The following is a 12,530-nucleotide window of genomic DNA, read 5'->3' as shown; positions in this document are numbered from 1 at the left end:
GATGCGTGATTTCTCGTCTTTCTTCGAGCGCTATGGCTGGCCGTCAAACAAGGGAAGCCTGCCGTTCTGTATCGGCCATCGCGGTGCCAGCGGCCATGAGCGGGAAAATACACTGGAAGCCTTCCAGCGTGCCGCCGAACTCGGCGCGGAAATGTGGGAGCTCGATACCCAGCTCACCAAGGATGGCGTGGTCGTGGTCTGTCACGACGATCACCTCGAACGTGTCTTCGGCATCGACAGGCGCATTTCGGAGATGACGGCTGTCGAGCTTGCCATCCTCGAAGGTGTCAACGTTCCGACTTTCGAGGCGGTCGCGGCCCTCGGTCGGCGGACCAATACCGGCCTTTACATCGAGCTCAAGGCGCCGGGCACGGGACCTTTGTGCTGGAAGCATCTTAGGGAAAAGAACCAGCGTTTCGCCTGTCTCGGTTCCTTCGACGCCGCACAGGTGCGCGAACTCCGCGATGCCGGCTGCGACTATCCTCTCTCTGTCCTGATCCGCGTCGGCCATGATCCGCATGCGGCTGGCGACGAGGCAGGCGCAGATATTCTGCACCTCTGCTGGGAAAGGGCTGGCGATCGGCCGCAGGACCTGGTTACCGATGAGCTGACGCAGAGAGCCTTCGGCGAAGGCCGCGAGATCGTGCTCTGGCACGAGGAGCGGCCGGCCATCCTGGCGGACATCATGAAGCTTCCGGTGCTCGGCATCTGTACGGATCTGCCAGATCTGATGCGCCCGGCCGCCAGGGATGAGAAGCATGGCCGACAGGGATAACAAGGGACCGAGAAAGGTCACGTCCTTCGATGTGGCGCGTGTGGCAGGCGTCTCACGCGCTGCCGTTTCGCGCGCCTTCACGCCGGACGCAAGCGTTTCGCCGAAGACTCGCGAGAAGGTCTATCAGGCGGCCAAGGAACTCGGCTATCGGGTAAATTATCTTGCCCGCAGCCTTACCAACAAGCGCTCCGATCTCGTTGGTCTCGTTGCCGCAGGCCTCGACAATCCGTTCCGCACGATGCAGATCGAGCATCTGGCGCGTGTATTGATCGCCCGCAATTTCCGCCCGATCCTGTTGCCGACGTCGAAGGAAGCAGACACCTCAACGGTCATCGGCCAGCTTCTGCATTATGCAGTCTCAGGCGTTATCGTCACGTCGGATGCGCCGCCGACGGAGATTTGCGAGCAATGTGCCGCCGAAGGTGTGCCGATCGTCCTTATCAACAAGGGCGACGATATCCCGTTCGTCGACCGCATCATCTCCGATGACCGGATGGCTGGCCACCTTGCCGCGACGCATTTGCTGGAAAGCGGCGTCAGGGCGCCGGCGGTCATGGCCGCACCCGCTATCTCCTATACGGCGCGACGGCGCAGTGAAGCCTTCATGACCACCTGTCGGCAGGCTGGCCTCGAGCCGCGTATGATCGAATTGAAAATCAACGATTATCGGAGTGGCTATGACGCAGCCGCCGACCTTCTGTCGCTCGGTATCGACGGCCTGTTCTGCGCCAACGACTATATGGCCTGCGGCGTGATCGATAGCGTCATGAAGGGGCTTGGTCGTGAGGACCAGCCGCCGTTCCGCATCGTCGGCCACGATGACATTCCGCAGGCCGGCTGGTCGGCCTATGACCTTACGACCATCCGCCAGCCGTGCGATTTGCAGGCCGAACAGACCGTCGATCTGCTGATGAGCAGGATGGCCGAACCGGATATGACCGCCCGCGTCGAATTTACCCCCGTGACGCTGATCAAAAGAAGGACTGCTTGATGAAATCCGCATTCGATACCTCCGCTCTGACCGCGCGGGCGGAGGTCGCAATCGACGTGGCCCGCAAGGTTGGACGCGAGGCTGCGCGCTTCAGGCGTGAAGGAAACCCGGGCGCGTTGCATGTCGAAAACAAGGGCTTGCAGGATTTCGTCACCGTCGCAGACAGGCAGGCAGAACAGGCTATCCGCGAAGGGCTGCTGGCGCGCTTTCCCGATGACACATTCATGGGCGAGGAAAGCGGCGGCAAATCCGGCTCTGCCGGCACCTGGGTCGTCGATCCCATCGACGGCACCACCAACTATATCCGTGGTTTCCGCCATTGGGGCGTCTCAATCGCCTTCGTTGTTGGTGGCAAGGTAGAGATCGGCGTGGTCTACGACGCGGCCAACGACCAGGTTTTCTCCGCGATCCGCGGCCGCGGCGCCCTCAAGGAAGGCCAGCCGATCCACGCCGCTCCGACGACCGATCCCGCCAATGCGATTGTTGTGCTCGGCCATTCGCGCAAGACGAGCTTCGATGACTATGCGGCGCTTTCCAAGCGGCTCTACGAACGTGGAATGGATTATCGCCGCATGGGTGCGGCGGCAGTCGATCTCGTACGCGTGGCGGAAGGTGTTTCCGACCTCTTCTACGAACGGCATCTGAATGCCTGGGACATGCTGGCCGGCGCGCTGATCGCCGCGGAGGCCGGTGCGAAGGTCGCCATTCCGCCTGTCGCCATGCTGCTGGAGGACGGCGGTCCTGTTATCGCCCATTCGCCTGGACTGGCAGAAGAATTCGCCTTCCTCGTCGAGTTCGAAGGTCTGGCTCTCTAGCCCGCCATGCGCTTCAACCACGCCCGTTCGGTCGCCTGAGCTTCGTCCGTGGTGATCTGATCCGGCTTCAAGGCGACCAGGGCCGAGAACTTCGTCCATTCCGTATCGCTGAAGCCGCCGTCGGGATCCTTCAGCGTGAAGGTCCATGCGTCGACCCGCTTGCCCTCGTCGTGGCAGAGCGCGATCATATCGAGGCCAGCCTCTGCCGCATCGAGCAGTATCGGCCAGTAGAGGTAGATTGTCTCTGGCTCCGTTGGCCCACGCAGGTCGGCGAGCAATTCCTTTTCGACCGCTTTCCAGCCTTCGGCCTTGTAGATATTGCCGAGCTTGTCGGTGGGATCGATCCCGCGGCGCAGATGCGGCAGCTTCTCCTTGACGGCCAGCATCAGCTCCAGGCTTCCGGCACTGACGATAACGGAGGCGGATATCTGCTGCAGGTTTTCAGCAAGATGGGCGATGCCCTTTTCGCCGATCACCTCGTAATCGTCCTTCATGTCGAACTGCAGCAATGCGTCCGGATGGGCCGATTGCAGCATGGCAGCCAGATCCTCGCTGGTGAGGATCGGACGATTGCCGTCCTTCATGCGCAGATCGCGTAGATCGGTAAGGCTCTTTTGCGCAATGATGCCGTGCCCCGAAGTCTCGCCTTCCAGCTCCCTGTCATGCAGCACGACGAAACCGCCATCGGCGCGCACCCTCAGATCAAGCTCCATCGAGGCGCCGGCCTTGAAGCCGTCTGCCATCACTTCTGCCGAAAACAACGGATCGGCCATGCGCCGGCGCAGCCGGTGCCATTTCAGCAGGGTCACATGGTTCTCGAACACTATCTGAAGCCCGCGTGCGTCTGCCATTCCATCATCCTCGGCCTGTTCGTTTCTGCCTCTTCGTGCATCGGAAAGATCCGATTCTCAAGGGCCTGCGGCAGATTAAGCCCGATCTCCCGGCAGTCGCTTCTCTTGCACCGAACATGGTCTTTTTCGTGAGTCGGTCTTCCGATGGTGTCCGCATGCAGCGTAACAGCGCAAATTAGAATACTAATTTTGTAGACAATATTTTCTGCGCCGGCGATACGTGCGAGAATCCAGGCTCGGTTTTCCAGGAGGTGACGTATGTTTGCGGCATTCAAAACTTTCCTAGCGAAGCTTTTCCGGGGCCGTGACCACGTGGCGCCCGAAACTCCTGGCCGCGCTGCGGGAGCGGATGCCGAAAGCCGTCTGCGTAGCCTGCGGGAGGAAGAACTGTTCTTCTGGCAGCCAACGCCGAACTCCTGGTACTGAGGAGCAATCAGCCGCAATAGCTCTTCGTGACAGCTTCCGAAGCCGCGCCGATATTCGCCGGGAACCCAGCCTGCCGAAGTGCAGCGCCATAAGCCACGACATTTGCAAGCACGGTCGGGAAGCTTGCCCGCGCGCCTGTGTGGTTGATACGCATGAGGTGAGACAAGCCCGTGCCGACACCGGGCGTCAGTTCGACGCCTAATCCTGCGGCAAAGGCGATCACAGACGCAGATCCAAGTTCTGACGGCAGCGAGACCGTCGTCACGAGGTTCGAACCCTGTCCGGCCGGCACCCAAAGGCTCGTGCCCAGCGCTGTCAGGCCGGCTCGGCTCGCCGAAGCGGCTTTCTCATGGCGGGCAATGATCTGCGCCAGCCCTTCGGCCTCGACCTGGTCGAGGGAGGCTTCCAGCGCGAAGAATTCCAACGGCGCCGGCGTTCCCGGCAGCACGCCACGGCCGGCATCCACCCAGGCCTTCAGGTCGGCCAGCGACAGGATGGAATCCCGCGGTGCGCCGTCATGAAGCATCAGTTCCCAGGCATGCCGGCTGACCGACAGCGCGGAAACGCCTGCCGGCCCGCCCAGTGCTTTCTGTGGACCGATCACGGCGATATCGATACCCAACGCATCGACATCGAGCGAGTGACCGCCGACGGAGGCAACCGCATCGACTATAGTTACAATGCTTCGCGCCTTTGCGAGAGCGATGATCTCCGGCAATGGATTGAGGATGCCGCTTGCCGATTCTGCGTGGACAAGCGCCATTACGCTGACATTGGGGTTGATATCGAGCGCGACTGTGATCGCGTCGAGCTCGATCGGCAGGCCGGGGCGAGCGACGATATCGACGACGTGAGTGCCGCCCCGTCGCAGCCATTGTCCAAACCAGTTGCCATAAGGGCTGGTGACGATGTTGAGTACAGAGAGGCCAGGTCTGGCAAGGCTGGTCGCAACGGCTTCGAGCGCGACCACGGCCTCGGCCTGCACCAGCAGGACGTCGTTGTTCGTCTTCAGGATCCCGCCGATGCGGCGAGTGAGGGCGGCGTAGCGTTCAGCCGGATAGACCGGCGCACCATAGAGCGGGTTCCAGGCGACTTCGGTCATGCGCAGCTCCATCAAACGGGTTCGGTTACAAGGCGTGGCACCGCCGCAACGAGCCGGCGCGCCGCTTCGGATCGCGGCGCATTGACGACATCTGCCGCCAGCCCTTCCTCGACGATCCGGCCGGAATCCATGACCGCGATCCGATGCGAGATCGCGCGCACCACCGCAAGGTCATGGGATATGAAGAGATAGGCAAGGCCATGCTCGCGCTGCAGTTCGACCAGCAATTCGAGAATGCGGCTACGAACCGTCACGTCGAGCGCGGAAACGGCTTCATCCAGCACCAACAGTGAAGGCCGCGTCGCGATAGCGCGGGCAATAGCAACGCGCTGTCGTTGGCCGCCCGACAGCGTGCGAACCGGGCGGGGAGCGAGGGTTGCGGGCAGGCCGACGCGTTCCAGCAGGGCAGTGATTTCCGCCGGCCGTTGCTTCCTGTCCGCAATGGCGTGGATCCGCAGCGGATCGTCGAGAACGGAGGCGACGGAGGCCAATGGGTTGAAGGCTGCGAGTGGATCCTGAAACACCATTTGCATGCGCGCACGCCTGCGTCGCAGCTCGGCTCCGCGCAGCGCAAGCCAGTCCTGTCCCTCGAAGCTGATAGAGCCGGAATCAGGTTCCAGCAGGCGCAGAAGGACGCGCGACAGGGTCGATTTTCCACTGCCGGATGCTCCAACCAGCCCCAGGGTTTCGCCGGCTGCGATTGTCAGCGAAACAGCGTCGAGAGCCGCAACCTGCCGTCCGGAACTGGAGTAAGCCTTGGCAAGTGCATTTACCGTCAGAAGCCCGGTCATGACACCACCTCGGCGATCAGTGGCGGCGTGGAGAGATCGCGATGACTGGCGATCAGGGCAGCCGTATAGCCGTCGGCTGGCGATGACAGCACCGACCGGACGGGGCCGGTCTCCACCAACGCTCCACCGTGGAAGACGGCGACGCGATCGACGAAGCCGGAGGCAAGCGCGATATCATGGGTGATGAAGAGAAGCGTCATGCCTTCTTCGCGCACCAGGCTGTCGAGAAGTTCGACGATCTCGGCCTGCACCACGACATCGAGCGCACTGGTCGCCTCATCGGCGATGAGCAGGGCGGGTCTGGCTGCAATCGCTGCCGCAATCGCCACGCGCTGCCGCTGACCACCCGAGAGCTGGTGCGGGAACGCGCGCATGATGTTTGTCGGCTGCGGTAGGCTTACGCGCTCCAGCAGTTCCTCGGCGCGTGCATAGGCTTGCCGCCAGCCGAGGCCCAGGTGTCGTCGGGCACCCTCCGCAACCTGCTCGCCGATCGTCAGCACCGGATTGAGACTGGTGCCGGGGTCCTGAAAAACAAAACCGAAATCGCGGCCGGGAAGCGGAGCATGGCCGAGCGCCGGCCAGATTATGTTGCCTTCGATCCTTGCCTGTACCGGCAGAAGGCCGGCGAGCGCCCGGGCAAACGTACTTTTGCCGCACCCGCTTTCGCCAATGATTGCCAGCCTCTCGCCCTCGATGAGATCGAGGTCGATGGAACTCAACGCCGCCTCGTGTTCATAACGGACAGAAAGCCCTTTCACGCAGCAGAAGAGAGCGGTCATTGCGGCCCTCCGCCACTGTCGAGCGCTTTGGTCAGGCCCTCGCTGAAAAGGTGAACGCCAAGCACCGTGATCGCCAATGCCATGCCGGGCAGCACAGAAAGATAGGCGGCCGAGCGCAGCACGCTGCGGCCTTCGGCGATCATCGAGCCCCAGGTGGCAAGGTTGGGATTGCCGAGACCGAGGAAGGAAAGTGCCGCTTCCGTGAGGATTGCGCCGGCAACGATTGTGGCCGACAGCGCCAGCACCGGCGGCAGGGCATTCGGCAGGATTTCCTTGAAGGCGATCTCGGCCGGATGCATGCCGATCACGCGTGCAGCAGCCACATAATCCCGTTCGCGGATGGACAGGACCTGCGCTCGAGCCAGCCGCGCAGGATCGGCCCAGGCTCCGAGCGCAATGGCAAAGACGACGACAGGTGTTGAAACCCCGATGACGCTGACGAAGGCAAGCGCCAGCAGGAAGCCCGGAACGATCTGGAAAGCATCGACAATACGCATGAGCGCCTCGTCGATGACACCGCCAGCAAAACCCGCAGCCATGCCCACAAGGAGCCCGAGCACCATGGCGGAAAAAGCTGCTGCAATGCCGACGGCCAACGAAGTCCGCGCACCGTAGAGCAGGCCTGCCAGTACGTCGCGCCCCAGTCTGTCGGTGCCGAGGGGCAAGCTCATATCGGCGAATGGTGTGAGCATGGCCCGCCCGGCAATCCGCAGCGGATCTCCTGGCGACAGGACCGGAGCCAGCAAGCCGGCGGCGAGAAGGGCTGCCAGGATGGCAAGCCCGATTGTACCTTCGGAGGTTCGAAGGAGACGGCGCAGCAGGGTCATGCCCGGCCCTCCGACGCGCCGATCCGCGGATCGAGGACGGCGTAGACCAGATCGACGACAAAATTGACACAAATGACGAGGACGGCGCTCGTGACGATGATGCCCATCAGCAGCGGCGCATCCCGGCCGTTGACCGCCTCCTGCGCCAGCCTGCCGAAGCCCGGAATGGCAAAGACACTTTCGATGACGACACTGCCGCCGAGCATGGCAGCGGACTGCAGTCCGAGCATGGTGACGAGCGGCAGCAGCGCATTGCGCGCGACATGACGAAGCACGATGCGGCTGCGCGACAGGCCCTTGGCCCGGGCGAAGAGCACGAAATCGAGCTTCCAGGCTTCCGCCATGCCTGAGCGCATGACGCGCAGAAACAATGCGAGATAGATGAAGGCGAGCGCGCCGACCGGCAGGACAAGATGCTCCGCTACATCCAGCACCTGCGGGAGTCCTGATTTGCCGGAGGCGATGGTCTCGATGCCGGCAATCGGCAGCCAGCGCAACTTGACCGAAAAGAGGATGCTGAGCACCAGCCCCAGCCAGAAGCTCGGTATGGCGTAGATGATCAGCGAGCCGATCGAGAGGAGACGATCGCGCAGGCTGCCCGGCTTTGCGCCGGCAACGATACCGAGCGCCGAACCGAGGCCGAAGGAAAGCGCCGTAGCACTTCCCATCAGGAGCAGCGTGTTCGGTAGCCGCTCGGCGATCAGGTCCCGTACCGGTCGGTTGAAAGCCACCGACCAGCCAAGATCGAGGCGAACGAGCGACGACAGATAGAGCCAAAGGCGGGAAAAGACCGATTGGTCCAGGCCGTAGCTTTCCCGCAGCGATTTGATGAGTGCAGCATCGCCGCCGCCGATCGAGCCGAGATAGGCATCGACGGCGTCACCGGAGGCGGATTCCAGCAGGAAGAATGTGAAGATCACGACGATCAGCAGCACCGGGATGCTGCTGATGATCCTGCGTCTCAGGAGGAGAAGTGCACGTTTCACGCCGGATGAGGCCTCTGCCGCAATTGCGCCTTCGACCCTATCACGACTGCAGCGCGGTATCGCCCCAGTTCGAAACTGCCCATCGCGGATTGTCCGAAACGTTCAGCACCGTATCGCGGGCAACCGTGATGAAGCCCCATTCGGCGACATTGATCAAAGGCAGTTCGGCCACCACAAGCTGCTGGAACTTGTAATAGAGGTCGGTGCGCGCGGCGGTGTCCACGGTCACTGCTGCTTGCGCGATGATCTTGTCGAGCTCGGCGCTGACATAGCCGCCCTGGTTTGAGAAGGGCACGCCATCAGGCGTTCCGGACTGTACGAGAATGGTGGTCGAGATGGCCGGATCGCCACGGAAGACCGGCGGACCGACGGCGATATCGAAGTCGTGGTCGGTATAGACGGCCTTCTGATGTGCGGCGGCATCGGCATTGACGATGACCGCATCGATGCCGACGGCTGCGAGCGCCTGGCGCAGATAATCACCGAACTGGCGCGTCTCGTTGAAATAGGGTGCCGGCCGCAGCTTGAGCTGGAATCGATTGCCGTCGGAGCCCTTGGTATAGCCGCCCTGGTCCAGCAGCTCGTTTGCCGCCTTCACGTCGAAATTATAGTTGGCGACATCGGCCGTGTAGAATTCTTTCGAATTCTTCGGAACAGGGCCGGTGGATTCCGTCGCATAGCCGAGGAAGATCGTATCGACGACGAACTTCTTGTCGATCGCGTGGGCAATCGCCTGACGGACCCGAAGATCGGAGAGCTCCTTGCGGCGATGATTGATCTCGACGACGAGCTGATAGGTGAGCGCCTCATAGCCCTTGGAGATCACCTTGATGCCGTCAACTTTGGAGATACGGTCGAGATCGGCAAGCGGCACGGCTGAGAAGGCGGCGAGATGGATTTCCTCGGCCTCTAGTGCGGCGCCGGCCGATTCACGATCAGGCAGCACGCGGTAGACAATTTCGTTGAGCTTTGGCTCGCCCTTCTTCCAGTAATTCTCGTTACGCGTCAGCCGGTAATATTCGCCGGGCTTGTATTCGGCGAACTTGAACGGGCCGGTGCCGACAAGCGTGTTGTTGGCCGGGTTCTTGGCGATATCGGTACCTTCAAAAATATGCTTAGGAACCACGCTGGTGACGGCCGGAAGCGCATTGCGGATGAGCTGGAAGGGCGTCGGCTTCGAGAAACGGAAGATCGCCGTGTGATCGTCGGGCGTATCGACTGCTTGCAGATTGGCGAAGACCAGGCGGCCGAGGTTCTGGAGCGGTTTCCAGACGTTGAGCGCCGAGAAGGCGACGTCGGCCGAGGTGAATGGCTTGCCGTCATGCCAGGTGGCGTTGTCGCGCAGCTTGAAGGTGACGGAGAGCCCGTCGGCTGAGCCTTCCCAGGACGTGGCGAGACGCGGCGCAAGACCGTCCGAGCCTTCGTAGGAAGCCTCCGCGAGCGGCTCGATCACCTTGCTTGCGATGAAGAAGACGCCGTTCGAGGCGACGATTGCGGGGTTGAGGTTCTTCGGCTCGGAATCGGCTGCAACGATCAGGCGCCCGCCGGCCGGCACGTCCTGCGCCAGCGCAATACGCGACAACGCTGTCGTTCCGAGAAGCAACGCCGTGCCCTTCAGCAGGCCGCGCCGAGAGATATCTGCAATAGTCATGCCCGCTCCTGATATCCAAGAAATTCAATGATCTATATTCGAGTTGAAACGTTAATTGTGACAGGAATTAAATTCGAACAGGATGGCCAGGCGAGATATTTTTTGTCACCCAGCCATTATTTTTCAGCGGTTGCCAACAACGAGCCGCGGCGCGTCAATGCCGAGATTGCGATAGGACGCTCCCGGATGCGGCGCAACCAGCCGCGGTCCCGCGCCACCAAGCTTTTCGCGTAGCGTACCCTGCCGGTATTCGGTCTTGTAGACGCCGCGCTTTTGCAGTTCAGGTACCAACAGGTCTACGGTGTCTTCGAAGCTCTCGGGGGTCACCGCATAGGCGAGGTTGAAGCCATCGACGTCGGTATCCTCGACCCATTCCTGCATCAGATCGGCGACTGTCGACGGTGAGCCGACGAAGACTGGGCCGAAGCCGCCGATGCCCACCCAATCGGCCATTTCGCGTACGGTCCATTCCTTATCCGGATCGATGGTCGTGAAGGTTTCGACAGCCGATTGGACGGCATTGGTATAGCGATGGCGCAGAACTTCGTCCGGACCGAACTGGCCGAAATCGATGCCGGTCCAGCCTGATATCAGCGTCAGCGCACCCTCGAAGGAGGCGTATTGGCGATATTCGTTGAACTTGCGCTGTGCCTCGGCATCGGTCTCGCCGAGGACGACGGTCTGCAGGTTGAAGGCGAGGATTTCGCGCGGATTGCGTCCGAGCCGCTCGGCCGCCTGGCGGACATTGGCGACATAGCGCTTCAGTACTGCCTTGGAGGGAGCTGCAACAAAGATGCATTCGGCATGCGCGCCGGCAAAATCCTTCCCGCGGCTCGAGGCGCCGGCCTGGTAGAGCACCGGCGTGCGCTGTGGCGAGGGCTCGCTCAGGTGAATGCCGGGAACGTTGAAATATTTGCCCGAATGATTGATCGGATGGACCTTTTCCGGATGGGTGAAAATGCCGGTTTCGCGGTCGCGCACGACGGCATCGTCCTCCCAGCTTCCCTCCCAGAGCTTGTAGCAGACCTCGAGATATTCGTCGGCGAGGTCGTAGCGGTCGTCATGGTTGGTCTGCGCGGCCTGGCCGATATTGAGCGCACCGCTGTTCAGATAGGAGGTGACGATATTCCAGCCGACGCGACCCTTGGTCAGATGATCGAGCGTGGAGATGCGCCGGGCAAAAGTATAAGGGTGTTCGAAAGAGAGCGAAGCCGTCAGGCCAAAGCCGAGATGTTCGGTCTCATACGCCATGGTCGGGATGAGCTGCAGCGGATCGTTGACCGGCACCTGCGCCGAATGGCGAAGCGCTGCATCGACATTACCGTTCAAGACGTCATAGACGCCGAGCACGTCGGCGATGAAGAGACCGTCGAACTTGCCGCGCTCCAGCGTCTTTGCCAGATGCACCCAATAATCGAGATCCTTGTAGGTCCAGGATTTGTCGCGCGGATGTCGCCAGAGCCCCGGCGACTGGTGTCCGACGCAATTCATGTCGAAGGCGTTGAGCCTGATTTCACGGGTCATGTCATTCTTCCTGCGTTGTCGGCGAGGTGCGCTTCAGGCGCCGACGGTTTTTCTGTTGATGAAGCTGAGGGCGAGCACGGCAAAGATGAGCGTGCCGGTGCCGACCTGCTGCCAGTAGAAGTTCAGGCCGGTTAGCAGCAGGCCGTTGGCGACGATGCTGAGGAGCAGGACGCCGAGGACGGTGCCAAGCACATTGGGCCGGCCGAGCGGCGACAGCGTCGTGCCGATGAAGGTGGCACCGATGGCGTTCAGCAGGAACGCATTGCCGGAGGAGGGGATGTAGACGGTTACCGTCGCCGTCAGGATGAGGCCGGCAACGGCGGCAATCAGCCCAGCGAGAATGAAGGTGGCGGCAACAGGCGCGCCGAGACCGATGCCGGAATAGCGCACGACGCTCGGCTGGATGCCGATCGAGACGACTACGCGCCCGAAACGGGTCCGAGCGAAGACTGCGGCTGCGCCCGCGATGACGATGGCAGCGATCACCAACGGCACCGGAACGTTGGCAATCGTGCCATGGCCGAGAAAGCGAAAGGTTTCCGGCACTCCCGAGGGCGGAAGATAAACCGGGTTGCCGCCATTGGTCAGCAATTGCTGGACGCTGCGGCCGATAAAGAGGGTGCCGAGTGTCGCGAGAAACGGTGCGACGCCGATCACGGACACGAGGACAGCGTTAAACGCGCCGACCAGCGCGCCGGCTGTAAGCCCGGCGATGAGTGCGAGCGGCACCGGCTGGCCCGCCAGAACGAAGGAGACGAAGGCAAAGCTTGCAAAATCGACGGCCGTGCCGACCGAGAGATCGATGCCGCCTGCGGAGACCGCGAAGGTCATGGCGATCGAGACGATGGCAAGCAGCGTGAAATTGTTGACGAGAATGCTTTGCAGGTTGCCGGGAGTGAAGAAGGTGGGCGCGAGGACGGAGAACACAGAGAAAACCACGATCAGCGCTATGATCAGGCCAAAGCGTGCGAGGCCGGCGAGCGAGCGTCCGGCTGAAGTTGAGGCGGACATA

Annotated in this window: 12 protein-coding genes; 3 read left to right on the top strand and 9 right to left on the bottom strand. The window is 61.8% G+C overall.

Translation table 11 applies throughout. From position 1 onward, the window contains the following. The first annotated feature begins 1 nt into the window (after position 1). Genes LVY75_06190 through LVY75_06180 form a run of 3 tightly spaced genes read left to right on the top strand, consistent with a single transcriptional unit; the run spans position 2 to position 2,581 of the window. The gene (locus tag LVY75_06190) at positions 2–775 is read left to right on the top strand and encodes a glycerophosphodiester phosphodiesterase (GenBank protein ID XAZ19739.1); all 774 of its coding nucleotides are present in this window, start codon (positions 2–4) and stop codon (positions 773–775) included. Beyond that, a complete protein-coding gene (locus LVY75_06185) occupies positions 759–1,766 on the top strand; it encodes a LacI family DNA-binding transcriptional regulator (GenBank protein XAZ19738.1) in 1,008 nt (335 codons plus the stop codon). Before LVY75_06190 ends, LVY75_06185 begins: the two co-directional genes overlap by 17 nt. Further along, positions 1,766–2,581 (top strand): inositol monophosphatase, encoded by an 816-nt coding sequence (locus LVY75_06180; protein XAZ19737.1) that lies wholly within the window; start codon positions 1,766–1,768, stop codon positions 2,579–2,581. The genes LVY75_06185 and LVY75_06180 overlap by 1 nt, the downstream gene beginning before the upstream one ends. Here LVY75_06180 and LVY75_06175 read toward each other — a convergent pair. From LVY75_06175 to LVY75_06135, 9 genes are all read right to left on the bottom strand, one after another. Continuing rightward, positions 2,578–3,432 carry a glycerophosphodiester phosphodiesterase gene (locus LVY75_06175; GenBank protein ID XAZ19736.1) on the bottom strand — a complete coding sequence of 285 codons (855 nt, stop codon included), beginning with the start codon at positions 3,430–3,432 and terminating at the stop codon, positions 2,578–2,580. The genes LVY75_06180 and LVY75_06175 overlap by 4 nt on opposite strands. Positions 3,433–3,865: 433 nt before the next feature. Next, a complete protein-coding gene (locus LVY75_06170) occupies positions 3,866–4,960 on the bottom strand; it encodes an aminotransferase class V-fold PLP-dependent enzyme (GenBank protein XAZ19735.1) in 1,095 nt (364 codons plus the stop codon). A gap of 11 nt (positions 4,961–4,971) precedes the next feature. Continuing rightward, a complete protein-coding gene (locus LVY75_06165; GenBank protein ID XAZ19734.1) occupies positions 4,972–5,751 on the bottom strand; it encodes an ATP-binding cassette domain-containing protein in 780 nt (259 codons plus the stop codon). Further along, positions 5,748–6,530 carry an ABC transporter ATP-binding protein gene (locus LVY75_06160; GenBank protein XAZ19733.1) on the bottom strand — a complete coding sequence of 261 codons (783 nt, stop codon included), beginning with the start codon at positions 6,528–6,530 and terminating at the stop codon, positions 5,748–5,750. The genes LVY75_06165 and LVY75_06160 overlap by 4 nt, the downstream gene beginning before the upstream one ends. Further along, positions 6,527–7,357: an ABC transporter permease gene (locus tag LVY75_06155; protein ID XAZ19732.1), complete on the bottom strand. Its 831-nt coding sequence runs from the start codon at positions 7,355–7,357 to the stop codon at positions 6,527–6,529. The genes LVY75_06160 and LVY75_06155 overlap by 4 nt, the downstream gene beginning before the upstream one ends. After that, complete coding sequence (locus LVY75_06150; protein XAZ19731.1) at positions 7,354–8,343, bottom strand: ABC transporter permease; 990 nt, start codon at positions 8,341–8,343, stop codon at positions 7,354–7,356. Before LVY75_06150 ends, LVY75_06155 begins: the two co-directional genes overlap by 4 nt. Before the next feature lie 40 nt (positions 8,344–8,383). Beyond that, positions 8,384–9,994: an ABC transporter substrate-binding protein gene (locus LVY75_06145; protein ID XAZ19730.1), complete on the bottom strand. Its 1,611-nt coding sequence runs from the start codon at positions 9,992–9,994 to the stop codon at positions 8,384–8,386. A 123-nt stretch (positions 9,995–10,117) separates the two neighbouring features. Continuing rightward, complete coding sequence (locus LVY75_06140) at positions 10,118–11,518, bottom strand: LLM class flavin-dependent oxidoreductase (protein ID XAZ19729.1); 1,401 nt, start codon at positions 11,516–11,518, stop codon at positions 10,118–10,120. Between the two features lie 33 nt (positions 11,519–11,551). Continuing rightward, positions 11,552–12,529, bottom strand: a complete 978-nt coding sequence (locus tag LVY75_06135; protein XAZ19728.1) for an ABC transporter permease — start codon at positions 12,527–12,529, stop codon at positions 11,552–11,554. Between the last annotated feature and the right edge of the window lies 1 nt (position 12,530).

Source organism: Sinorhizobium sp. B11 (assembly GCA_039725955.1).
GTDB lineage: Bacteria > Pseudomonadota > Alphaproteobacteria > Rhizobiales > Rhizobiaceae > Rhizobium.
The sequence above is the reverse complement of the archived record's forward strand: the minus strand, read 5'-3'. Positions and strand labels throughout refer to the sequence as shown.